The following is a 22,879-nucleotide window of genomic DNA, read 5'->3' as shown; positions in this document are numbered from 1 at the left end:
AATATTAATATTTATCAATGTAACGTTGCGAGTGGTTGGCTATTTTACTGCAAAGCCTGTAGTCTTGCCCCATACAAAGCGGAGGTTGTCCTCCCCCCGATTATTGCAGTCACTCCGCAAACTGAAGGAGAATCATATGGAAACCAGCGCAAGAAATGTTTTTTCCGGCAAAGTTGTTGCCGTTAACTCCGGCGCAGTCAATGATGAAGTGGAATTGTCCGTTGAAGGCGGTATCAACATTGTTGCTTCCATTACCAAGGTGAGCACCAAGAATCTTGGCCTTAAGCCCGGCGCCAGCGCAATGGCCCTCATCAAGGCCAGCTTTGTACTGCTGATGAATGATGCAGAAAACTATCTGCTCTCTACCCGCAACCAGTTTGCCGGTACTGTGAGCAAGGTTACCCCCGGCGCGGTCAATGCCGAGGTTATCGTTGAACTGCCCGGCGGCGCTTCCATCGCCTCCATTGTGACCATGGGCAGCATCAAGAACCTTGGCCTGGAACCCGGCAAAAAGGTTACCGCCATTGTTAAGGCCTCGCAGGTTATTCTTGCTGTAGCCAAATAGATCGATTCATCGAGTTTAGGTTAGGGTCATTCTCATTGGCCTTGACCGGTAGCGGCTCTGCTGTTTGCAATAAACGGCAGAGCCGAATTTTTTGCTCTGGCCTGCGTATATAATGTGTATATAACATGCTGAAAGGTTATTATTTTTGAACGCCTGCCGCGCCTGACCCAAAAAAATATGACCTGACCATATAGCCTGCGGCCTCGCCTTCTGATATTTGAGGCGGCGCGGGTGGCTTGCGCCGTGCCATGGCAAAGGGCAGACCCCCTGTAATACTCGTACTACTGGAATTTTATGAACAAAAAACTCGTGCGCGATTCATTTGTGGTTGGGGCGGCCTTGTTCGCCATGCTTTTTGGCGCGGGGAATGTGGTTTTCCCCCCCTACATTGGCCTGACGGCGGGATCGCAGTGGTTCACGGGTTTTTTGTGCTATTATGCGGCAGATGTGGGCCTTGCCCTGCTGACCATTTACGCCATGCTGGCTTCTTCTTGCATTGACAGAAAGGAAGGGCTTTTTTACAGGCTTGGCGGAACCCCGGCTATGCTCATGATGTTGGCAATCATTATGTGCATTGGGCCGTTGCTGGCCATTCCACGTACCGGGGCTACCGCCTTTGCCATTTCTTTTGCGCCGCTTGGCTACTCGTCAAAGGGGTTCAGCCTTGCCAAGGTTCTCTATTCAGCGGCTTTTTTTGGCATTTCTACCCTACTGGCGTATCGTGAATCAAATATGGTGGACGCCATTGCCCGCTACCTTTCACCCATCAAGATCGGCGGTTTTATCCTGATTGTATGCGCCGCCGTAGCCTGGCCGCTGGGAGAAATCGACGCCAACGTGCATGACGCCAAGGTTGCATGGAACAGCATTCTCGCCGGATATCAGACTCTGGATGTCATGGCCGCGTTGGTTTACGGTTTTATTATCGTGAATACGCTCAAGGCCAAGGGCTATACCTCAGGCAGTCAGAAAGCGCTTTCCGTTGGCTTGTCCAGCCTTGTGGCAGGGGTGCTGTTGTTCATAATCTACGGCGGGCTGTGCTATCTTGGTGCGGCAGGCTCTGGGCTGTATCCGGCTGATACGGAAAAAGGCGCGCTGGTATCCGGCCTTGTGGGCGGGCTTTTTGGGCGTGCCAGCAATTGGCTGCTGGCTGTAGTGATAAGTGTTTCCTGCATGGCAACGGCTGTGGGGCTGATAGGCACCACGGGCACCTTTATTTCGCAGTTCAGCAAGGGGCGCTTCAGTTACAGGGTTGTGGTCATCACCACTGGCTTGTTCAGCATGGTGGCCTCAAACGTGGGGCTGGACAGCATCATTTCGCTTGCGGCGCCAGTGCTGATTTTTCTGTACCCAGGCACTCTGACTGTTATCGTGCTTTCACTGTTTGACAAGTTCATCAAGAACGACAACATCTTTCGTTTTGCCACCGTTGGCGCTTTGCTGAGCAGCGGCCTGAACGTGCTTGAAGATTTTGGGCTGCCCATCAAGCTGACAGCCCTGCTGCCTTTTGAATCTGTGGGGCTGGGCTGGATATTGCCCGCCCTGATTTTTGGCATTGCAGGTTTTTTTGTGCGCCAAGGCAAAGGCAGGGCGTAGTATCCAGGCAGTTATTGCTGCTGGCGCTTTGCGCCTCGCATCTCTTTTGCGGAAGTCAAGATCAGCGCTGATTAGCCATGATCAGCAGAATGCGACGGGGCGGGGGTTCCAAGCGCTGCAGCGTCAATTTTGCCAAAGCACCTGTCGTCAATCATGATATGCTGGGCTGTGAGTTCGTAAATCATAAAACGGAGCAAGGCCGCAAGGCCTGCGCCATCGCGCTGAAACTGGGCCAGAAGGATGTTGGCTCTGTCCAGCAGGCGCTGATGCGCCTGCAAGTGCGAGGGCGCATCCGGGTATCCGATCTGGTTCAGGATGTGCTCCTCAAACTGAAAATGCTCCACCGTGTCCGCCAACAGGCCTTCAACGGCGGCGGTAATTGCTTTTTTGTCAGTGCCGGAGCTGTCCAGTTGCAGCAGGTTGTTGACTGTTGTAAATAGATTGCGGTGCTGCCTGTCAATCTCCTCATGCCCGCATTCGTATGTTTCGCTCCACTGAAGGCGCAATGCGCTTGAAGGGCTGCAAATAAAATTGCTGATACTGCCGTCCAGATCCTCCACCCTGACCTGATTGCGGCCACTAACTTTAGCTCTGTACAGAGCCATATCTGCCCGTTGCATCCATTCTTCCATAGTATCAGTTGCCCGACAGGCTGCCACGCCAATGCTTACTGTAACTCTTGCATTAAAAGAAAAATGCAGTTTTTCAAGATGATCGCGTATGTGCTCCGCGAGGGTTACGGCATCAAAAAAAGTGGAGGAGGGTAAAACCACAACAAATTCTTCTCCGCCCCAGCGTCCCGGCACGTCAGTTGCGCGTATGTCTGTACACAGCAATCTGCCAACCCCCCGCAGCACCTCATCGCCAGCAAGGTGCCCGAACTGGTCGTTGATACGCTTGAAGTTGTCCAGATCCAGCATCAACAGCGTAACCGGATGCCCATAGCGGTGCATGCGCGCCATCTCTTGCTGCAAAATCTCTTCAATGCGTACACGGTTCCAGCAGCCGGTCAGTCTGTCGAGCAGGGCAGCCTTACGCAAGGCCGCATCTGAGCGCTCCTTTGCCATGAGCGCAAAGCCGTTTGATACCATGATCAAAGAAATAAATGTGACAATGTAAAGTGTTACCTGAGCCGGTGTGGTCAGAAAAATGCTCATTACCTCATTGGGGGCAATAATGGCTACACAGAATTTCCACGCAAGCGAGAGGATTGATAGCCCAATGCCAAATACCATCAGGTTGCGCCCACGCACAGAGAATTCAAACTTGTAGCTCAGCAGTGCCTTTTGCACCAGAAAACCCTGAACAGCCAGCATTGCATTGACCAACAGAACGCGAAAGACCACAGAATTAAAGAAAATCAGAACACCAACCGTTGTGACCAGGGGAGGCCCCCAAAATAGAAATCTGTTTCGCGGATGTATGCCAAGAAAAATATGAACAGCATAGTAAAAAATTGCATAGGAAATAGAAAAAAAAGTGTTTGCGCACACAACAGATAAAAAATCTGGAATATTTCCACGCAGGGTAAAGAGAATATAACTTGTAGCATGAATGCAAAGGGCCAGACCCCATTCGCGTAGCCCATCGCCTGCATGGCGTTCAGAAGCCGCAAGCGTAGATACTGCAAGTGTAATGCAACCTGCAACCAACATTACAAATATTGTTGGAATGTGTAATTCCACACTAGCTCCAAATTTACCAGGTCACATGCATGTGATGCATCTTGTGTATAAGGTGTTATAGAAATTAAAATAGATCTGCTGTCAAATTATATAATATTTTTGAGAACGGCAATAAGATTACTTTATTGTATAAACAATTATCAATAGCTTTTTCATTTTGTGATAACTACGTCATGCCCATTTGGGCAGCGCGTTGTTTACACGTGTAAAGCAAGAGCGGAACACCCGTTCAGGAGTTCCGCTCTTGTTTTATGGTATTTTTATAATGCAGCTATACGTCAGTCGAGTGTGAAAATGGACTTGAAGTCTACATTTTCCTGCCACTCCGGCTGGTTGCGCTTGTCAAAAACCATGTCGCCAAGCACAAGAAAGTCCATTTCTGTGCGCATAAAGCAGGTATAGGCATCCATGGGAGTGCAGACAATGGGTTCGCCACGCACGTTAAAGCTGGTGTTGACGACCATGGGGCAGCCCTGCTCACGCCGGAACGTGTCTATCAGCCCCCAGTAACGGGGATTGGTGCTGCGCGAAACGCTCTGAATGCGGGCAGACCAGTCCACATGCGTGATGGCCGGGACAGAGGAGCGTTGCAGATACAGCCTGTCGTAGAGCGGCAGCTCGCGCACATTTTCCGGTAGCGCCGTGCGGTGCTTCTGCGCTACAGGGGCGCACACCAGCATGTAGGGCGACTTGGCGTCAAGATCAAACCATTCGGCGCAGTATTCTTCAAGCACAGAGGGCGCAAAGGGACGGAACCCCTCGCGAAACTTGATCTTGAGGTTCAGCTTTTTTTGCATTTCAGGCCTTCTGGGGTCGCCCAGAATTGACCTGTCGCCCAGGGCGCGGGGGCCATATTCCATGCGGCCCTGAAACCAGCCAACCACAGAGCCGTCTGCCAGGTGCTGGGCCACCGTGGAGTACAGTTCTTCGAGGTTTGTGTATTCGGTATAGGGCGCGTCAAAACGGCGCGCAACCCGCAGAATGTCGTTGCGCGAAAACTCCGGCCCAAGATAGGAGCCTTGCATGGCATCAATGCCGTTGGGGGATGGACGCCCGTTGTCGCCCCAAATATGCCAGGCAGTCTGCGCAGCGCCCAGTGCCCCGCCAGAGTCGCCGGAGGCGGGCTGAATCCATACATTCTTGAAGATGCCGCTGCGTATCAGCAGGCCATTGGCAACGCAATTCAGGGCCACGCCGCCCGCCATGACCAGATTGTCGCAGCCGGTCAGCTCGCGGGCTGTGTGGGCCAGCTTGAGCACGATGTCTTCCGTCACCTGCTGGATAGCCAGCGCCAGGGCCATATATTCCTGACCGATTTCGCTCTCCGCATCGCGAGGGGGAATACCCAGCAGCTTTTCCCACTTGTCGCGCTTGTACATGCGCAGGCCAGTGGCATAGTCAAAGTATTCCATATTCAGCAGTAGGGAGCCGTCTTCGCGAATGTCCACAAGGCTGTCGCAGATAGCTTTTTTGAGCCTGCCCACTAGCTCCATGTCGCCATCGCCGTATGGGGCAAGCCCCATAAGCTTGTATTCGCCCGAATTGACCTTGAAGCCGCAGTACGCGGTAAAAGCCGTGTAGAGCAGGCCCAGCGAGTGGGGGAACTGCTGCTCTTTAAGGATGCGGATGCTGGCGTTCTCGCCAAGGCCAATGGTGGTGGTTGCCCATTCGCCAACGCCATCAATGGTCAGGATGGCGGCCCTGTCAAAGGGCGAAGGATAAAAGGCGCTGGCAGCGTGCGAAAGATGATGCTCTGGAAAAAGCATTTTGGGCGAGCCAGGGCCGAGCTTGGCGATGGCCTCGCGCAGCATGGAGCGCATGAACAGCTTTTCCTTGATCCAGACGGGAATGGCGGAAAGAAAGCTGCGCAGGCCAGCCGGGGCAAAGCCGTTGTAGGTTTCAAGCAGACGTTCGAACTTGAGGTAGGGCTTGTCGTAAAAAGCCACAGCCTCAAGATCGGCAATATTCAGCCCGCCCTCGCGCAGCACGTAGGCAGCTGCGTGGCTGGGAAATCCGGAATCGTGTTTGATGCGTGAAAAGCGCTCTTCGTGAGCGGCTGCCACAATTTTGCCGTCCACCAGCAGCACGGCTGCGGAGTCGTGGTAATAGGCAGAAATGCCAAGAATGGCTCTGGGCATGAAGGCTCCCATGTGTCGTTGGCGCTGGGTGCGCCTGACCAGATGCTGTTAAAAAACAGAGTAAATAAAGGGCGCTATGGCCGAGCCGCTGGTCATCACCACAAGCACGCCAAACAGCAGCAGAACGAGCACAAGGGGAAGCAGCCAGAATTTTTTGCGCTGCATAAAAAATTGCAGCAGGTCTTTAAGAAAATCCATTGGTATCTCCTGAAAGAACAAATCCTAAAAAGGATGTTCCAGATCTTTTGCTTCAAAGGTATGGTCGCGCGAAACAAAGGTGGAATCCGTGCTCTTTTTCCAGCCTTTGCGGCGCATGGGGTCATGCCCGAAAAGGCGCATGACAAGCGCCAGCGGGGTCACCACAACAAAAAATATGACGCTCAGCAGCAGACGCGACATGACGGAGCCAAGCAGCAGGGAAAGGCCCAGCCAGAGCTTTGCCAGGGGAGAGTACAAGCGGGGCCAGACCATGCCCGCCAGCAGCAGCCCCAGAGCAAGGGGCAACAGGGTGAGCGACTGGGTGAACATGACGGCCAACAGACATATCAATGTCATGGCCATAGCGGTATCGGCGCATTCCTTGTTGCTCACGGCAGCAGGCAAAAAGCCGAAATGTAGTTTGCGGTGTTGCATCAGTTTCCTCTTGCAGCGGGGGATGATTGCAGGGCGGCGCGCACGTACGGCTCAAGAATGTCTGCGGCAACAGCGTTGCCAAAGGCATTCCAGTGCTTGTCGCAACTGAAATACAGGTCGGGGTATTTGACGCCGCGTGCAAGCATGGCAGGCATCAAGTCCACATAAGTTGCGCCGGTGCGCCCGGCCAGTTCGCGCAGCTTGCGGGCAAGGGGCGGCTCCTTGCCGTCATAGTGTTCAAAATCTTGATAGGCGGGGATAGTGAACAGAATAACCTTGCGGTTCCCCGCTTCGGCCACAAGCTGCTCGAGTGAATAGCGCATGATGTTCCATTCGTTCTCGGGCACAGAATAGTACATGGAGCCGCCCGAAGGATCATCGGTATTTTCAGGTGTCCAGCGGGGGACAAGCTTCATGTTTTCGATCTTGAAATCATTCAGATAAATTGCAACCCGGTACAGGCAGCTCCATTCCAGCAGGGAGAGCTTGAAGCTCTTGACCAAGGCCTGAACCTTAGTCGGCTGGGGCAGCTTTTTAACCGGGTAAAAAAGCTTGTAATCAGGATAATCGCCAACCAGATATGGGCGGTAATCGTCCGTGTCCTGAGTGTAGTAGAAATCCAGGCTGTTATCTTCAAAATCATTGCGGGGCAGAATACCCAGCAGAACAACATCGTGCCTGAACTGTTTAACCATATGCTTGTATTGCAGCCATTCCTGAATGGTGCCAAAACCGCCGGAAGTGCCAAAATTGAGCACTTCCATGCCGGTCGAAGCCTCAAGCAGGTTGGAGAGCCTGTCTTCCGATCTGTTGCCCCATCCTTCAACAAAAGAATCGCCTAGAATAACAACGCGCGGCTGGTCTGCATCCCTGGTGCGCTCCTTGTCGCGCATGCCAAGGGCATTGGAAGCGTACTGGGCTGTGAAGCAGGCCTTTTTGTGCAAATATGTGGATGAAGGGTGGTGCCATACGCCAAAATGCTCGTCGCTGAACGTCCAGAACTTGCTGTTAACGTTCACCAGACTGTAAGACGGCATCTGAATGTTTGTGTTTATATACTTGATGTAGAAATAGGATGCCACCTCAAGCATGGCTATCAGCATAAACAGAAAAATCAGGAATCTTTTTAGCATAAAGGAGTGGTTGAAAGAAAGTTTCGGGGTTCAGGCGTGTGGGCTTCCTCACCGAGGGAGCACCTGAACGGGAAGGCCAAAGCGTAAGCATAATCAAGTAGACCATATATGCCTGCTTTGCCAATTTTTCAAGCATGGTTTTGTGAGGGCAGAAACTCTATATCCCCATAAGGCGCGGCCTGCGGCACCTCACTATGTAATCAGAATTGAAAATAACCGCACAAAAAACCGTTTTTGCAGGATTTTGTGCGGTTATTCAATTTTATGCAGGTGTGAACAGATGAAGTTTTTGTCCGGCTATCTGATTTCACGTGTGGCGTGGAATGTTATCTGCGGCCATTCTTCAATAATCCGCGAGAGCCGCCATTCGTTACTGGAAAGGATGGCAAGGCAGTCGTCGCCGTCGTAGGCGAGGTTCGACTGCTGGTCGGATTTAAAGGACTCCAGCGCCGCCCTGTCATTGGAGGTTATCCAGCGCGCGGCAGAAATGGGACAGGGCTCGTACAGGGCAATAACGCCGTATTCGGCTTTGAGCCGGGCAATGATAACGTCAAACTGCAACACGCCCACTGCGCCAAGAATATGCGAGCTGTCAGTGATTGGGCGAAAAACCTGGATGGCCCCTTCTTCCGCAAGCTGTTTCAGCCCTTTGGCAAGCTGCTTGGAGCGCATGGGGTCAGCCAGCTGCACACGGCGAAAATGCTCGGGCGAAAAGTTGGGAATACCCGTGAACTTGAGCGGCTCCGAGGTTGTGAGCGTGTCGCCGATTTTCAGGGTACCGTGGTTATGCAAACCGATAATGTCGCCGGGCCATGCATCTTCAACGCCTTCACGGTCTTGCGCCATAAAGGTGATTGCCCGCGAAAGCTGCACCTCTTTGCCGATGCGATGGTGCTTGACCTTCATGCCGCGCTCGAACCTGCCGGAACAGATGCGCATAAAGGCAATTCTGTCACGGTGGGCGGGGTCCATGTTTGCCTGAATTTTGAAAACAACGCCGGAAAAATCTTCTTCAAGCGGATTGACCACACGCTCGCCCGTGGCGCATTCCGCCACGCGGGGGATGGGGCCGGGCGCAAGACGCACAAGGGTGTCGAGCAGTTCCTGAACGCCGAAATTGTTGACCGCGCTGCCAAAAAATACCGGGGTCTGCTTGCCCTTGAGGTACAGTTCCTTGTCAAAAGGAAAGCCCGCGCCTTCCAGCAGATCAATTTCCGTTCGCAGTTGCTCGGCGGCGTCTTCACCAATCAGTTCCGCAAGTTGCGGATCGTTCAATCCGTTGATGACCAGAGCTTCCTTGGGCCGGGAGGTCTTTTTGCCGTCCTCCGCAAAAAAGCGGATGGCCTGCCGCTCAATGTCGTACACGCCCTGAAAGCTCTTGCCCATGCCAATGGGCCAGGTCATGGGCGCGGCCTGAATGCCCAGAGTCTGCTCAATATCGCTCAAGAGGTCAAAGGCATCGCGGCCTTCGCGGTCAAGCTTGTTGATAAAGGTCAGAATGGGCGTGTCGCGCATGCGGCACACTTCCATGAGCTTGCGGGTCTGCGTTTCAACGCCTTTGACCGAGTCAATGACCATGAGGGCGGAGTCCACAGCCGTGAGCACGCGGTAGGTGTCTTCTGAAAAGTCCTGGTGACCGGGCGTATCAAGCAGATTTATGATATGGTCGGCGTAGGTGAACTTCATCACTGAGGATGAAACAGAAATACCGCGCTCGCGTTCAACTTCCATCCAGTCAGATGTGGCATGGCGCTGGGCCTTCTTGGCTTTGACCGCGCCCGCCATCTGGATGGCCCCGCCGAACAGCAGCAGCTTTTCCGTGAGGGTTGTCTTGCCTGCGTCAGGGTGGGAAATAATGCCGAAAGTGCGGCGTCTGAGCGCTTCGCGACTCATGGCCGAAGATATGTTTGTTTGCATAAATCTGCCTGGAATTCAGAGGTCAGGAGTGTGCCGGTGGGTCAGAATCCGGCTACATAGCGGCGCAAAGGTCTGCCGCATAATAAGCGCTGGCTGGTTGCGCGGGCTTGGGCAAAAAAGCAGCACGGCGAATGCCGTGCGTTTGCGCTGCGCTGCAACCATCCGCATCCACACCGCGAGGACAAAACCTCACGAAACACAGCGTGGGCCGTTCATTTGCCAAAACGACAATTTAACCACTTACTTTAAGGCAGTCAAACAGTTTACATTGGGTGACTGCTTGAATTGCAGATGTCCGGCTGCAGTATGAGCCGCAGGTTCAGCAGGTTACAACCTTGTGAAGGATGTTGCGCCAGCACCGTATGCTGGACTTTCTGGCACTTATTGATGGATGTTCAGTCCACACGCAACATGGCAACAAGGTCGCGCAGCCTGTCCCTGATGCTCATAAAGGCTTTGACCACATCCGGATCAAACTGGCTGCCAGTACCTTTTATTATTTCACGGCAGGCCTCGTCGAAGCTCTTGGCCTGGCGGTATGGGCGTGATTGCAGCATGGCAGAAAGACTATCCGCAACAGTGATGATGCGTGCGCCCAGGGGAATATGCCCGCCTTTAAGCCCCTGCGGGTAACCGTTGCCGTCAAAACGTTCGTGGTGGGCGCGTACCATATCCACAATGCCGCAATCCCGCAGGCAGGCTATGGGAGCAAGAATGTCGGCCCCCATGTCTGGATGCTTGCGGATCGCCAGCCATTCCTTGGGTGTAAGAGCGGATGTTTTGGCCAGGATGTCGTCAGGAACGCCAATTTTGCCAAGGTCATGAAGGTGCCCGGCCACATGGATTATGTCGGCAGCCTGGTGCCCCAGCCCCATTGCAAGGGCCAAAGACTGCGAGATGATGGCAACTTCTTCTGAATGAGCGAGGGTATAGGTATCCTTGGCGTCTATGGCTTTGCCGAGTGATTCCGCAAGCTGGTGGATGATTTCTGTCACAGCAGAGCTGCAAGGAACGAGTTTTTCGTGGCGGGTGGCGCATTCGGCAAGGTTAAGGCGGGAATGGCACAACATTACGTATCCTTATGGTCGGCGAAACGCGCCGTTCACGTTCAGACGTGCGGGCAGGATTGAGAACACTGCTCAAGTGAGGTCACGGATTAGCAGGTTTGAAATTTAATTTCAATGTCAAATTAGCCACATTCGTAAAAATTTGCAAGGTAGATAATACACATAATAATTTTAAAATAATGTTCAATAACATGATGTTATAAACATATAACAACTCATAACCTACGCAGCTTATTAGCACGCAAAACAGGGCCGCCCCAATGGAGCAGCCCTGTTGTTTATGTATTGTGCGTCCGGTTCTAGCCGGGGAGAAACTTATTCTTCAATCCAGCTTCTGGCCCGCTCCACAGCGCGGTGCCACTGGTGCAGCAGTTCCTGCCGACGGTCTTCGGGCATGTTGGGTTCAAAGCGGCGGTCAAGTTTCCACTGGGCGCAGAGCTGTTCTTCGCTTTCCCAGAAACCCACAGCCAGACCGGCAAGGTAGGCGGCACCAAGGGCGGTTGTTTCCGTAACCATGGGGCGCTCAACAACCACGCCTGTGAGGTTGGCCTGGCACTGCATGAGCATGTTGTTGCGGCTTGCGCCGCCGTCCACGCGCAGGGTGGTCAGGGGAACGCCCGCGTCTTTCTGCATGGCCTCCATGATGTCGAGGGTTTGCAGGGCAATGGATTCAATCGCCGCCCTGGCAATATGCCCGCGGTTGGTGCCGCGGGTGATGCCCACCATGGTGCCTCGGGCGTACTGATCCCAGTAGGGAGCGCCCATGCCCACAAAGGCGGGTACAAGATACACGCCGCCGTTGTCCGGCACGGTGATGGCAAGGCTTTCCATTTCAGAAGAATCGCGGATAAAGCCGAGGCCGTCACGCAGCCACTGCACCACTGCTCCGCCCACAAAAACGCTCCCTTCTAGGGCGTAATAACGGCCCTTGGGCGTTTCCCACGCCACGGTGGTCAGCATGTTGTTCTTGCTTTCGCGGGCCTTGGTGCCTGTGTTGAGCAGCAGGAAGCAGCCCGTGCCATAGGTGTTTTTGGCCATGCCTTCGGTCATGCAGGCATTGCCGTAGGTAGCGGCCTGCTGGTCGCCAGCCACGCCCGCGATGGGCACAGCCTGACCGAAAAATTCGGGGTGGGTCTGAGCCATAACGCTGGAGGAGGGGGCCACCTCGGGCAGCATGGCGCGTGGCACGCCGATGATTTCAAGCAGTTCATCATCCCACTGGCCGGTGTGGATGTTGAAGAGCAGGGTGCGGCTGGCGTTGGAAGGGTCGGTCACATGCGCGCCGCGCTTGCTGAAGTTCCAGATAAGCCAGGTATCAATGGTGCCGAAAAGCAGTTCGCCCGCTTCGGCCTTGGCGCGCGCCCCGGGCACGTTGTCGAGTATCCAGCGCACCTTGGTGCCGGAAAAATAGGCATCGAGCACAAGGCCGGTTTTCTGACGAATAACATCAGCCTTGCCCGCAGCGCGCAGCTGGTCGCAAAAGCCAGCCGTACGGCGGTCTTGCCACACAATGGCATTGTATACGGGTGCGCCGGTGGCTTTGTCCCACACAACCGTGGTTTCGCGCTGGTTGGTGATGCCCACGGCGGCCAGTTCGTTGCTCTGCACGTTGGCGTGTTTCAGGCATTCCTTGGCAACATGCGACTGCGTGTCAAAGATTTCATTGGGGTTATGTTCAACCCAGCCCGGCTGGGGGAATATCTGTGTGAATTCCCGCTGCGCAACCTGAACAATATTGGCGTCGCGGTCAAAAAGAATGGCGCGCGAGCTGGTTGTTCCCTGGTCAAGCGACAGAATGTATTTATGAGCCATATAATCCTCCGAAAGCATGGTTGGTGTTTGTTGCCGCAAAGCGCAGGCGTCTGGAAACCTGCACGCTGCATGGCAGCACGGAGTTGCTCAAAACGGTCTAGATCAGGCCTACGGCCTTGCCCACAACATAGGCAAGCACAGCGCCGACCATGGGAGCGCAAACCGGAATCCAGGCATAGGCCCAGTCAGAAGAGCCCTTGCCGGCAATGGGCAGCACCGCATGCGCAATGCGGGGGCCAAGGTCACGGGCGGGGTTGATGGCGTAACCGGTGGGGCCGCCAAGGCTGAGGCCCAGAGCCCACACAAGGATGCCCACCATGTAGGGGCCGTAACCAGAAGGCAGGGTGCCATTGTTGGTGTGGAAAATAGCAAAGATGCCAAAAAGCAGCATGAATGTGCCAATAACTTCGCACAGAAAGTTCTGGCCGTAGCTGCGGATGGCAGGCGCGGTGCTGAAGACAGCCAGTTTGAGGCCGGGATCTTCAGTGGGCGCCCAGTGGGGCAGGTAGGCAAGCCACACGATGGCAGCGCCGGTGAAACCGCCAGCGATTTGCGCCAGCATGGTTGCGAACGCCTGGCCTGCGCCGTAGACGCCCAGCATGGTTTTGGCCAGGGTCACGGCCGGGTTGAGGTCAGCCTGGGGCGCGCCAAGCGCCACCGAGGTAAATACGCCGAGCATGACGCCAAAAGCCCAGCCCGCCGTTATAACAATCCAGCCGCCTCCGTTGCCCTTGGAGTCTTTAAGCAAAACGCAGGCAACAACGCCAGCACCAAAGGTAATCAGAATCATCGTTCCAAAAAATTCACCAAGAAGGTTGGTCATGGGCATATCCTTCACAAGTTGTTGATATCGCAGCAAGTCCTGAGGCTTGCCATCTCCTGTTCCAATAGCTTGCTGGTAAAAATGGGGGACTGCTTGGCGCAATTTTCCTTTCTGCTTGGATGCCGAAGGCTCTTTGGTATTTGGGTGCGTTTTACAAAACGTGCGTGTCTGATGCAGGTTGAGCCGGAGCATCGCAATTGGTTATATGTTTGTAAGGAATACTAATCCTATATTTGATATATAATGGGATGAAAAAAAGATTGCAAGTGTATTGCAATTGTTACAAACGGTAAGGGTTATTATTACTGTAATGTGGTTTTATTCAGATTTCCGTATCATAAATCCGTCCGAAAAGTAAAAAGGCCGCCCGAAGGCGGCCATGAACAGCAGGAAGAAAAGGTGCGTCATCCGTGAGTTTTCATGTCGCGTATTAGTCCTTGCAGTGCAGCCGTCTGTTGGGAGAGGGCATCCACTGCCTTGCTTGCGTGATCCATAGCCTGCGCAGTTTCGGCAGAAATGGTTGCGACTTGCTCGACTGATCTGTTGATTTCTTCGCTGGTTGCCGACTGCTGCTCACTTGCAGCGGCAATTGCCTGGATTTGATCGTTAACGTGCTCTACATACTCAAGTATTTGCCGTAAAGCATCGCCAGAGCGGGCAGAGAGCGTGGTTGCTTCTTCAATGGCTGCACCCACGTCTTCCACATTATCAATATTTTTTCTTGTGCCTTGCTGAATACCTGTGATGGCGTCCCCAACTTCACGGGTGGCTGTCATGGTCTTTTCTGCAAGTTTGCGCACTTCATCAGCCACCACGGCAAAGCCCCGGCCTGCATCGCCAGCACGAGCAGCCTCAATGGCGGCGTTAAGCGCAAGCAGGTTTGTCTGGTCGGCAATATCCGCAATGACGTTCATGATCTGGCCAATGGCTTCGGCCTGTTTGCCCAATGCCCCCATATCTTGCTTGATTGCCAATGACTTAGCATGAATGGACTTAATATTCTCAACCTCGGTGCTAACAATCTGTACGCCTTCAATGGTCTGTTTTTGAGCGTTGCCAGAAACCCCTGCTGCGAGTTGGGCATTTTTGGCAACCTCAAGCACCGTCGCATTCATTTCTTCCATGGCGGTGGCAGTTTCGTGCACGCGGTTTGACTGTTCGTCCGCCCCGCGGCTGGATTGGGTTATCTGCGTAGAAAGCTGCTCCGCAGCGCCAGAGATTACTTCAACCACTTCTTCAAGTTGCTGGGCTGCCTGCAACATGCCTTCCGCCTTGGCCCTTTCAGCCATCAGCTTTGATTGCTGGGCTTCGGCAGTTGCCTTGCGGGCGGCTTCGGCTTGCAGTTCCGCCTCAGCCTGCCGCGTGGATGCCTGGGTGAAACTTTCGCTGAGTTTGTCGCGCATTTCACGCATTGCTGCAAACAGACCGCAGTTTTTACGGCTGCCGTGCAGGCTCATATCCACTTCAAGGTCGCCGTGGGCAATTTTGCGCGCCACTTCTGCCACATCGGCAGGTTCCGCTCCAAGCTGCGCCATGAACGACCGGATTGTAAAAAATGCCCCAAGCGAGCCAGTAATAATTGAAATCCCGGTCAGAATCCATTGCAGAATCAGGCTTGTTGCGAGCTCGTCCTTTAACGTGCCGAGGTTGTGGCTTGCCACGCCGGTCTGCTCTTCAATAAATGGTTCCAAAGCAGTTGTGAGAGCTTCTGTGGCATTGTCAAAATCTTCCATGAGTTCGTTGCCAGCCTCTATGCCCTGGTTGATGTAAGTGTCGGCCATCTTGCGGCCCAGCGCGTACATGGCGTCAAACGACGCGACCAACGCGGCAAGCCGTTCCTGCGATTTTTTGTTGTTCGCAAGAGCGAATTTGTTTTTGAATTTCTCCGCATGCTCATGAAAGGTATCTGCGGCTTCCTGCGCCTCCTTGTAGCCATCAGGGCTGTGCGTTGCCGAAACGTCAGACAGGAATTGCTGCACCTGCACGGTTTGCAGCTTCATATCCGCAGCCAGCATGGCCAGCGGCATGCTTTCATTGGCTGTTGTGTCGGCAAGGAGGTCGGCCTGGCTCAGGTTATGGCGCATAATCAAGGCGCTGAGCAGTATCAGAAAAAAAATGGAGCCAAAACCCAGCCAAAGCCGGGTTGCTACTTTTAACTGCATGGTGCACCTCCCCAAAAAGCATGAGGTTGAATGGCCGCAGCAAGTGCGGACAAAAGTCTTACACAACTATAACAAATTGAAATTTTTATGTTAAACGTGGAAATGATTCTAGCATCTACTACGAACCATAGAGTATGTGATACCCAGAAAATCGGCTTGGGATGCTGATGCAGCCATTCCAAGCATTTTGGTTATATCAGCCTAATGCGCCTTGCGAACTGTGTCCATACACTGTGGCGCAAAAATATTACTTGTCGATTGCAGATACTGCGGAATGCGCATGCGCAAAAATTGCTGCGGCAATGAAAAAGGCCGCCCGGTGATGGACGGCCTTTCACAAAGGACGATTGCACTCAGGAGCTTCAGCCCTGATTTTTCATGTCGCGGATAAGCCCTTGCAGCACCTGCGCCTGCTGCGCAAGGCCATCAACGGCATGCGCGGCATTTTCCATTGTCTGAGCCGTTTCGGCAGAAATGGTTGCAACCTGCTCAACGGATTTGTTGATCTCCTCGCTGGCGGCAGACTGTTGCTCGCTTGCAGCGGCAATAGCCTGAACCTGATCATTCACCAGGTGAACAAGCTCAAGAATCTGTTTGAGCGAATCACCGGAGCGGATGGAAAGTTTGGTCGCCTCTTCAATGGCGCTGGCGCTCTGTTCCACATTCACAATATTTTTTCGTGTCCCGGCCTGAATATCACCAATGGCCCGACCCACCTCCTGGGTGGCAGACATGGTTTTTTCCGCCAGTTTGCGCACCTCATCAGCAACAACGGCAAAGCCGCGCCCGGCATCGCCCGCCCGGGCAGCTTCTATGGCGGCGTTAAGCGCAAGCAGGTTGGTCTGGTCGGCAATGTCGGCAATAACACTCATAACTTGCCCGATGCTTTCGGCCTGTTTGCCCAGCACGTCCATATCCTGCCGGATGGCAAGGGATTGCGTGTGCACCGACTCAATGCCCTTGACCGCATCGTTAACAATCTGCGCGCCTTCCAGTGCCTGTTGCCGGGTCTGGTCTGCAATGCCGGCGGCCTGCTGCGCGTTTTGGGCAACTTCGCGCACGGTGGCGTTCATTTGCTCCATGGCCGTGGCTGTTTCACGCACACGGCCAGACTGATCGTCAGCCCCGCTGCGGGATTGGTCTATCTTGACCGCAAGATCCTGCGAAGCGCTGGAGACAATTTCAACCACATGTTCCAGTTGGCTGGCTGCATGGAGCATCCCTTCGCTTTTGGCGCTCTCTGCAAGAGATTGCGCCTTTTGGGCTTCCGCAAGGGCTTTTCTGGCTTCTTCGCGGTCATGCTCTGCTTCAGCCTGTGCGGTGGAAGAAGCCTTGCGGTAGTTTGCCAGATTGTCTGCCGTGCTGTTCAGCGCCAGAGCCAGAGTGCTCAGGCTGGCAAAACTTCCGGCAGCGAGGCGTTCATCTGACTGCTGGGTTCCAAGGGTTGAGGCAAAAGACACACACTGGCGCATGGCGCGCAGATCCCTGTTGGTCAGGAAATATCCTGCGCAATACACCAGGCATATGGCAAAAATAAACTCAATCCACATCAGGGTGCGCCGCGATGCGATGTCATCATTCATTTCGGCCATGGCTGTTTCAGCAAGGGCGGTAATATTTGCGTCAAATTTTTCAAAATGTTCGCGAAATGCCACGGCATAGGGCGTGGCTTCCTTTTCATAGGTCTTGTAGGTGCGGTAGCGCTGGTCTGCGGGGATATCCTTTAAGGGAGCAACAAGGCTCTGGCCGTTGTTCATGAATGCAATGGCCGCCTCGTGAGCTTTATCCGTCAAAGCTTTGGAGTCTGCGGGCAGCTTGAGGGAGGAGAGCGTGGCAAAGTGCTTTTTAACGGCGGCAAGGGCTGTGTCTATTTGCTTGAGGTCTTTGTCAATATTGCTGCCAAGCATGATATTTCTTGTTAAACGACTAAAATAATTTATATTTTTAGTTACTTCAAGGGCAATAATTCTGCCTGCGATGGCGGTATCGCGGGTGTTGGCATATTTGATTTCAATATTGTTAATTGCCTGCAACGAAAAACAAAATAGCCCGGCCATGGCAATGGCCCCAACAGAAATAGTGAGGATGAATTTTCCGCGTAACGTATGCAGTATCTGGCTGATCAAAACAGTTCCTCCGCAGGCAATTTAATATCATAATGGACGATTTACAGCGCAATATTGCTAACAAGGCGCATCGGCAGAAACTGTTTGCTGTTTATAAAGCCGTGGCATGCGTTGGTATCAATAGTAGTGATGCTGCAATTTGGTTTACGGAATTTATGTTATAATGTTTATGTTTCATAAATATAAATATTTTTTTCACATGCTGGAGTTTGTGCGAAATAACAGATGTCTAAAAATATAACATTCGATAATAATTGCTTTATAAATAGTGTCGTGATTTGTCGTAATTATGTTGATATTACTTTTTTGGACAGGACTGTGTGCAATTATTGCAATCAAGATATCTAATTTTTGAACTGATTACTGCTGTATTGGTGGTGTATGTATGTTTTGATGCGCTAAAAATTGCTCACAAAATTGAGGTTCATATTTTTATAGTATTTTGAGGAGCAGATGCGCTCAATAATCTTTTTGAACTCACTATTTTCTTGAAATGTATGATCCGGCATAAACATGAAAAAAATTTATCCGATAAGTGAATACCCTTGGAACGGTCTCAAGTAATTGCCATGTACCATGTTTCAAGACATTTTCTATAGTTTTATCCAGCATAAATATAATGATTTACCACACTGCTTGTATTCTGAAAAACTATCTCCTTTTCATTATTATTTATCGTATGCACAAGATATGTGGTTTGTTACCAATATTTTGACAGGAAACAAAAATGTACTGGAACAGATATTGCTTATGATTTCAGACAGGCAAAAAAGTAAAATATAGCAGTTAGTGAGATGGTCATGAACAGACATAAGCTTATGAATATTTTTCGGTTTGATACGATCAGGGGGCGTATCCGCGCTTATACTATTGCCATTGTCTGCATTCCAATTATCATTGCGGCTCTTTTTTTTATTTTCTTTCAGCAAGAACGCCTTATCGAGCATGAAAAAAAGCAACTTGCTGAAACTCTGGGCCAAAATAAAAATACAATTGAAGCTTATGTGGACGTGTGCTTTCAGGATGTTTCATTTTTGACAAAAATTATTAAAGCGCACAGATCAGATATGAAGAGTGCTGCAAAAGAATTTAGCGATTACGATGAAAGCCACACAGGCATTGCAGCAGCGGTATTTGTTAATGCGCAGGGCATTTCAGAAATTGACTCTATGGGCAAACCTGGTTTGTACGGGGGCGACAGGTATTACTTTAAACAAGCAATGATGGGCCGCCGTGCAATTACTACAGGAATCAAAGGGCGTGTTTCTGGCAAGCCCGTGTGCATGTTTTCAATGCCAGTGACTAATCAGGCTGGGGAATTTGACGGAGTCGTATTTTTGTCCATTCTCGTGGGCGAGCTTGACGCATGGCTGCGCGGATCTTTTGTGCCGGACAAGCAGGGGCTGATACTGTGCGATGCGCAGGGAAACATACTCGCCCCCCACAGGGTGGTTGCAAGCAACGCAGACGATGCAGCAAAGCAAATTCCCTTGCAGCTTATGCAACTTGATGAATATGGTCAGGTATTTGTGAACGATCAGGGCGTGCGCATGCTCGGCGCTTCCGTTGCTGTTGGGAGTGGTGGTTGGCGGCTGGTGTATTTTCGGTCAGTAGACGAAATTCTGACAGGGTACCGCTGGCTTACAATTTTTGTCGGCCTTGGATCGCTGTGCGCCATATTGTTCATGATGCCACTCATGCGGCGCTTTTGTCGCAGCATTGAAGCTCCGCTTGAGGAGCTGACGGCCTATGCGCTTGAGCTGCGTAAAAATAATTATGAGGCAACAGGGCAATTGTGTGACCAGAAAGATATGCCCAGCGAACTCAAAATTCTGTTTGATGCGTTTACCGTAATGAGTTTCAGGGTCGCCAGGCAGATTAAAAAGGCCGAGGCCGTGAGCCTGAAAGACGCGCTGACAGGCCTGCATAACCGTCGTTTTTTGCAGGTTATGGGTACGGAATTTCTTAAAAAAACGCATTCATCAGGCCAGCAGTGCGCTTGCCTGATGCTTGATATCGACCACTTTAAAACTATCAACGACACCTTTGGGCACAATGCGGGCGATATGGTGTTGCAGCACACTGCGCGGATAATCAATGCCAGCGTGCGCAGTGCGGACCTTCTAGTGCGCTATGGAGGCGAGGAGTTTGTGGTTCTTGTTGCCTGTACGGATGCCCGGCAAGGCGAAGAGCTTGCCCACCGCATACGGCAAGCGGTGGGAGCGAACCCCTCGTTCCACGAAGGCAGCAAGCTCACGGTAACAATAAGCATTGGCGTGGCGGTATGCGCAGATATGACAGACATGGTGGAATCGCCAGAATCCGCCGAGGCGGCGCTGGCCGTCATGCTGATCCGCGCAGATAAAGCCCTGTATGCTGCCAAGGAAGCGGGGCGTGATGCCGTGGTAGTTGCAGCCTGAAGCGGCGACCGCATCATGCCATGTTACATATAAATCAGTAACAGCCCGCAAAAGCGGTTATCTGTTAGCCTTGAGCGATAGATGGTGGCAGGGAGCCTTTGTGCAGAATCGTGCGCAAGGCCTGCCATCTTTCTTTTCTTTGTGCCGTACGCGCCAGATGGCTGGCAATTTTTGCCGCTGATTTTCCGAATAAGTTTGTTGAGGGCTTCAACATGGCATGCAATCCTTCCTAATGCCATTACTGGTCGTTCCACGCAGCCTGCGCTGTTTCATTGGTACACCGGGCATTATTCCGTTCCTTCCATATGAACCGTAAACTCTAGTGCAGAAATTCCACCATCATCGTCATAGTCACCAATGTATTCTCTGTCAGGCACATCTGGTGGAACATCACGGCCAAAAGAGCTGTCCCCCTCTGGCATCACCCCTATCTTTGACAATATGGATTGCTTTTCGGCTTTGCCAGACACAAAAAAGGTATTGCTGCCAGCACTGCGTGCTCTGGAAGCATCCCGTGATGCTCTACTCATAAATTTAGAGTAATGCAGACCAATACAGCTTGTTAGGTCCTTAATGACCATATTCCAACCAGTTTCAGCATGGTGCACTTCCGTGCTGTACGGTTTACCAGAGTTTCCAAGAATGAAATCAAGCAACTCGCGGGCAAAACAGTAATAATGTGAAAGCTGAGGTGCAGATGGATGTGCTGTCAAAATTGGCTGAAGACAACTGCAAATTATTGCCGGTTCACAGCCATAATAGTTACAGCAAATGCGGTAATTTTCTGCGTCTTCATTGCCGATCAGTAAATATTTTGTTGCGTTGTATAAATCAGGCCCCCGCAAGTGGCGTAGTTGTCCGTTCAAGTGCCTGGATGAGCGTACGTATTCAAATATGGGCCAATTCGCATAAAGATGGTGCTGATTTATGTTGTCTGGAAGTGCCGGAATGCCGCCAATCTTCTTGGCTTGTAAAAGGATTGCACGGCGATCACATAGCTGCCCATTACGATATGCTGTTCGCAATAGTAAAAGATCGCCTAGTTCAACATAGTTTTGAGTTTTATCCGGGAAATGATCGATCTTAACAAATGGATGCGCGTGTATAAATACGCCACCAGTTTTGATGAAATTGCCATGGGAAAGAAGTGTGCTGTTCAGATAGTGAGGAAGATGCCAAACTAGGTTTGCCACCAGTTGTGGTTCATGAAGATTAGTATTGTTGAATATTTCATGTAATGCAGAAGTTATACTTTTTAATAGTTTTTCTTGATCTTCTGTATTCATAATGTAAACCATCCTTTTACGGTAATAATATGGAAAAATCAGTAATTTTTAATATTATTATAGCTTCATTATATTGCGTATCACATGAAAAATATCTTCAATATATTCTTTCAACGCCACGGCATTATTCATTTCTGTAGCTTTTGCGGCGTAGAGCAGTATCACTGTCGGATTCTGGCGAAGGATGGTTTGCAGTTGCGCAACAGCAGCCGGGGCGGCTTTTCTAAAATTGCGCAGCGTGAGGGACAATGCAAGTCAAAATAGCCGAGTGACTTACCCGGCAGATTTCTTCGCCCGCAATCAGATGGATGGAAAGAGGTTTAAGCACGGCGGCCCGCATTGGGAGATATGGTAGGGAGATTATCTCGTGTGCCGCGGATTTGCGCCGTGTAGCGCCCGCTTAAAGGAAAAATCTTGGAATGATTATATAAGTTGACAGGCTCGGCAGTTCCGCGTAGATACACCTTTCGCGTCGGGATGTAGCGCAGCCTGGGAGCGCACTTGAATGGGGTTCAAGGGGTCGAAGGTTCAAATCCTTTCATCCCGACCAGAGATTTAAAGGGAATTCATGGAAACATGAATTCCCTTTTCTCGTTTCTAACGGCTGTTTTTCCGCTTTCTATCGACAAAAAACCAGATTCCCCTGCCTGTAAGTTTAAAAAATCTGTCTTTTTTATCTCACCAAGCATAATTTGTGCCAAAAACAGTTGCCTGACTGTTGTCGTCAAGAAAAAAAAGGAATATGCAGAAAACAAACCTGTTTTTTTTGGCAAAACCAAGGAGGGTCATCATGTTTAAGCGTCTTATGCTTGCATTGGTTCTGTCCCTGGCACTCGCGGCTCCTGCGGCTGCGGAAAACACCGGCGTTTATGGCGGTCTAAAATTTATTGATTCCATTCAGAGCACTGGCCCGTTCTCTTTGAGCGGGGATGTGAAGGGGCTTGGCGTAGGTCAGTATTCGCAAAACACCGTTGGGGGCGGCATTTTTGTGGGGTACGACTTTTACCCGCAGTTTCAGGTGCCCATGCGTACAGAACTGGAATACGCGATACGAAGCAATATGACCAAGACCTGGGATCAGAAGGTAAATGGCGGAACGGCCTCGTTTAAGGGCGAGTGGGGCGTGCAGACGCTGTTTGCCAACGCATATTGGGACTTCCACAACTCCACGGCTTTTACTCCTTACCTCGGCGGCGGCCTTGGCATGGGATTCATCAAGACCAAGTACACTGCAGATGTTGACGGCGATGGGGATTCCGGCAGCCTGACGCAGTATGATACCGTTTTTGCATGGAATCTCGGCGCGGGCTGTTCCTATGCCTTTACGGAAAACATCTCGGCAGATCTGGCCTACCGCTTTGTGGGGCTGGGCTATACCGACATCAGCAAGCGCGTTGACGACAACAAGGTCTCCATCGGCAATACTCCGTATGCCAATGAATTCAGCCTTGGCCTGCGCTTTACGTTCTAGGTATAGGAAACGACAAGCTGTCAGCTCGATTAGTGGGCCGGGGAT

The 22,879-nt window shown here is 51.7% G+C and carries 18 protein-coding genes and 1 tRNA gene; 5 read left to right on the top strand and 14 right to left on the bottom strand.

The genetic code is table 11. The features are described 5' to 3' along the window. Positions 1 to 136: 136 nt before the first annotated feature. Together ACUZ9P_RS12050 and brnQ are read left to right on the top strand one after the other, a co-directional pair. Positions 137 to 565: a TOBE domain-containing protein gene (locus ACUZ9P_RS12050; RefSeq protein WP_022660132.1), complete on the top strand. Its 429-nt coding sequence runs from the start codon at positions 137 to 139 to the stop codon at positions 563 to 565. Positions 566 to 859: 294 nt separating this feature from the next. Next, on the top strand, positions 860 to 2,161 hold the full coding sequence (gene brnQ / locus ACUZ9P_RS12045) for a branched-chain amino acid transport system II carrier protein (protein ID WP_449249889.1): 1,302 nt from the start codon (positions 860 to 862) through the stop codon (positions 2,159 to 2,161). Between the two features lie 71 nt (positions 2,162 to 2,232). On the opposite strand, the gene ACUZ9P_RS12040 is transcribed toward brnQ, so the two are convergent. The 11 genes from ACUZ9P_RS12040 to ACUZ9P_RS11990 form a co-directional block, all read right to left on the bottom strand. Continuing rightward, the gene (locus ACUZ9P_RS12040) at positions 2,233 to 3,477 is read right to left on the bottom strand and encodes a diguanylate cyclase (protein ID WP_449249888.1); all 1,245 of its coding nucleotides are present in this window, start codon (positions 3,475 to 3,477) and stop codon (positions 2,233 to 2,235) included. A 647-nt stretch (positions 3,478 to 4,124) separates the two neighbouring features. Then, entirely contained in the window at positions 4,125 to 5,984 is a 1,860-nt protein-coding gene (locus tag ACUZ9P_RS12035; protein WP_449249887.1) for a carbamoyltransferase family protein, read from the bottom strand. 48 nt (positions 5,985 to 6,032) lie between these two features. Next, complete coding sequence (locus tag ACUZ9P_RS12030) at positions 6,033 to 6,182, bottom strand: DUF5989 family protein (RefSeq protein ID WP_192111728.1); 150 nt, start codon at positions 6,180 to 6,182, stop codon at positions 6,033 to 6,035. Between the two features lie 24 nt (positions 6,183 to 6,206). After that, positions 6,207 to 6,617, bottom strand: a complete 411-nt coding sequence (locus ACUZ9P_RS12025; protein WP_449249886.1) for an SxtJ family membrane protein — start codon at positions 6,615 to 6,617, stop codon at positions 6,207 to 6,209. Next, a complete protein-coding gene (locus ACUZ9P_RS12020; protein ID WP_449249885.1) occupies positions 6,617 to 7,720 on the bottom strand; it encodes an SGNH/GDSL hydrolase family protein in 1,104 nt (367 codons plus the stop codon). The genes ACUZ9P_RS12025 and ACUZ9P_RS12020 overlap by 1 nt, the downstream gene beginning before the upstream one ends. A gap of 327 nt (positions 7,721 to 8,047) precedes the next feature. Next, positions 8,048 to 9,667, bottom strand: a complete 1,620-nt coding sequence (locus tag ACUZ9P_RS12015; protein WP_449249884.1) for a peptide chain release factor 3 — start codon at positions 9,665 to 9,667, stop codon at positions 8,048 to 8,050. Positions 9,668 to 10,062: 395 nt separating this feature from the next. Further along, positions 10,063 to 10,737 carry an HD-GYP domain-containing protein gene (locus ACUZ9P_RS12010; protein WP_449249883.1) on the bottom strand — a complete coding sequence of 225 codons (675 nt, stop codon included), beginning with the start codon at positions 10,735 to 10,737 and terminating at the stop codon, positions 10,063 to 10,065. A 312-nt stretch (positions 10,738 to 11,049) separates the two neighbouring features. Continuing rightward, on the bottom strand, positions 11,050 to 12,546 hold the full coding sequence (gene glpK / locus ACUZ9P_RS12005; RefSeq protein WP_449249882.1) for a glycerol kinase GlpK: 1,497 nt from the start codon (positions 12,544 to 12,546) through the stop codon (positions 11,050 to 11,052). A 97-nt stretch (positions 12,547 to 12,643) separates the two neighbouring features. Further along, positions 12,644 to 13,369 carry an MIP/aquaporin family protein gene (locus ACUZ9P_RS12000; RefSeq protein WP_449249881.1) on the bottom strand — a complete coding sequence of 242 codons (726 nt, stop codon included), beginning with the start codon at positions 13,367 to 13,369 and terminating at the stop codon, positions 12,644 to 12,646. A 404-nt stretch (positions 13,370 to 13,773) separates the two neighbouring features. After that, a complete protein-coding gene (locus ACUZ9P_RS11995) occupies positions 13,774 to 15,531 on the bottom strand; it encodes a methyl-accepting chemotaxis protein (RefSeq protein WP_449249880.1) in 1,758 nt (585 codons plus the stop codon). 362 nt (positions 15,532 to 15,893) lie between these two features. Beyond that, positions 15,894 to 17,438 (bottom strand): methyl-accepting chemotaxis protein, encoded by a 1,545-nt coding sequence (locus ACUZ9P_RS11990; RefSeq protein ID WP_449249879.1) that lies wholly within the window; start codon positions 17,436 to 17,438, stop codon positions 15,894 to 15,896. 1,013 nt (positions 17,439 to 18,451) lie between these two features. Here ACUZ9P_RS11990 and ACUZ9P_RS11985 point away from each other — a divergent pair. Then, on the top strand, positions 18,452 to 20,077 hold the full coding sequence (locus ACUZ9P_RS11985; RefSeq protein WP_449249878.1) for a diguanylate cyclase: 1,626 nt from the start codon (positions 18,452 to 18,454) through the stop codon (positions 20,075 to 20,077). Positions 20,078 to 20,141: 64 nt separating this feature from the next. Here the strand turns inward: ACUZ9P_RS11985 and ACUZ9P_RS11980 are convergent, their stop codons facing one another. From ACUZ9P_RS11980 to ACUZ9P_RS11970, 3 genes are all read right to left on the bottom strand, one after another. Next, complete coding sequence (locus ACUZ9P_RS11980) at positions 20,142 to 20,291, bottom strand: hypothetical protein (RefSeq protein ID WP_449249877.1); 150 nt, start codon at positions 20,289 to 20,291, stop codon at positions 20,142 to 20,144. Positions 20,292 to 20,364: 73 nt separating this feature from the next. After that, positions 20,365 to 21,363, bottom strand: coding sequence for a hypothetical protein (locus ACUZ9P_RS11975; RefSeq protein ID WP_449249876.1), 999 nt, complete (start codon positions 21,361 to 21,363; stop codon positions 20,365 to 20,367). A gap of 57 nt (positions 21,364 to 21,420) precedes the next feature. After that, positions 21,421 to 21,612: a DUF488 family protein gene (locus tag ACUZ9P_RS11970; protein ID WP_449249875.1), complete on the bottom strand. Its 192-nt coding sequence runs from the start codon at positions 21,610 to 21,612 to the stop codon at positions 21,421 to 21,423. Positions 21,613 to 21,836: 224 nt separating this feature from the next. Between ACUZ9P_RS11970 and ACUZ9P_RS11965 the strand changes: the two genes are divergently transcribed. Further along, a tRNA-Pro gene (locus ACUZ9P_RS11965) sits at positions 21,837 to 21,913 on the top strand. A gap of 240 nt (positions 21,914 to 22,153) precedes the next feature. Continuing rightward, positions 22,154 to 22,834 carry an outer membrane protein gene (locus tag ACUZ9P_RS11960; protein WP_298993786.1) on the top strand — a complete coding sequence of 227 codons (681 nt, stop codon included), beginning with the start codon at positions 22,154 to 22,156 and terminating at the stop codon, positions 22,832 to 22,834. The last annotated feature ends 45 nt before the right edge of the window (positions 22,835 to 22,879 follow it).

The organism is Desulfovibrio intestinivivus (assembly GCF_053570665.1).
The sequence above is the reverse complement of the archived record's forward strand: the minus strand, read 5'-3'. Positions and strand labels throughout refer to the sequence as shown.

Coding starts and splice junctions, on each gene's coding strand:
- ACUZ9P_RS12050 (WP_022660132.1), top strand. CDS start 137: ATGGAAACCAGCGCAAGAAATGTTTTTTCCGGCAAAGTTGTTGCCGTT.
- brnQ (WP_449249889.1), top strand. CDS start 860: ATGAACAAAAAACTCGTGCGCGATTCATTTGTGGTTGGGGCGGCCTTG.
- ACUZ9P_RS12040 (WP_449249888.1), bottom strand. CDS start 3,477: ATGCTGGCTGTTCAGGGTTTTCTGGTGCAAAAGGCACTGCTGAGCTAC.
- ACUZ9P_RS12035 (WP_449249887.1), bottom strand. CDS start 5,984: ATGCCCAGAGCCATTCTTGGCATTTCTGCCTATTACCACGACTCCGCA.
- ACUZ9P_RS12030 (WP_192111728.1), bottom strand. CDS start 6,182: ATGGATTTTCTTAAAGACCTGCTGCAATTTTTTATGCAGCGCAAAAAA.
- ACUZ9P_RS12025 (WP_449249886.1), bottom strand. CDS start 6,617: ATGCAACACCGCAAACTACATTTCGGCTTTTTGCCTGCTGCCGTGAGC.
- ACUZ9P_RS12020 (WP_449249885.1), bottom strand. CDS start 7,720: ATGCTGATAGCCATGCTTGAGGTGGCATCCTATTTCTACATCAAGTAT.
- ACUZ9P_RS12015 (WP_449249884.1), bottom strand. CDS start 9,667: ATGCAAACAAACATATCTTCGGCCATGAGTCGCGAAGCGCTCAGACGC.
- ACUZ9P_RS12010 (WP_449249883.1), bottom strand. CDS start 10,737: ATGTTGTGCCATTCCCGCCTTAACCTTGCCGAATGCGCCACCCGCCAC.
- glpK (WP_449249882.1), bottom strand. CDS start 12,546: ATGGCTCATAAATACATTCTGTCGCTTGACCAGGGAACAACCAGCTCG.
- ACUZ9P_RS12000 (WP_449249881.1), bottom strand. CDS start 13,369: ATGACCAACCTTCTTGGTGAATTTTTTGGAACGATGATTCTGATTACC.
- ACUZ9P_RS11995 (WP_449249880.1), bottom strand. CDS start 15,531: ATGCAGTTAAAAGTAGCAACCCGGCTTTGGCTGGGTTTTGGCTCCATT.
- ACUZ9P_RS11990 (WP_449249879.1), bottom strand. CDS start 17,438: ATGCTTGGCAGCAATATTGACAAAGACCTCAAGCAAATAGACACAGCC.
- ACUZ9P_RS11985 (WP_449249878.1), top strand. CDS start 18,452: ATGGTCATGAACAGACATAAGCTTATGAATATTTTTCGGTTTGATACG.
- ACUZ9P_RS11980 (WP_449249877.1), bottom strand. CDS start 20,291: ATGTTGAAGCCCTCAACAAACTTATTCGGAAAATCAGCGGCAAAAATT.
- ACUZ9P_RS11975 (WP_449249876.1), bottom strand. CDS start 21,363: ATGAATACAGAAGATCAAGAAAAACTATTAAAAAGTATAACTTCTGCA.
- ACUZ9P_RS11960 (WP_298993786.1), top strand. CDS start 22,154: ATGTTTAAGCGTCTTATGCTTGCATTGGTTCTGTCCCTGGCACTCGCG.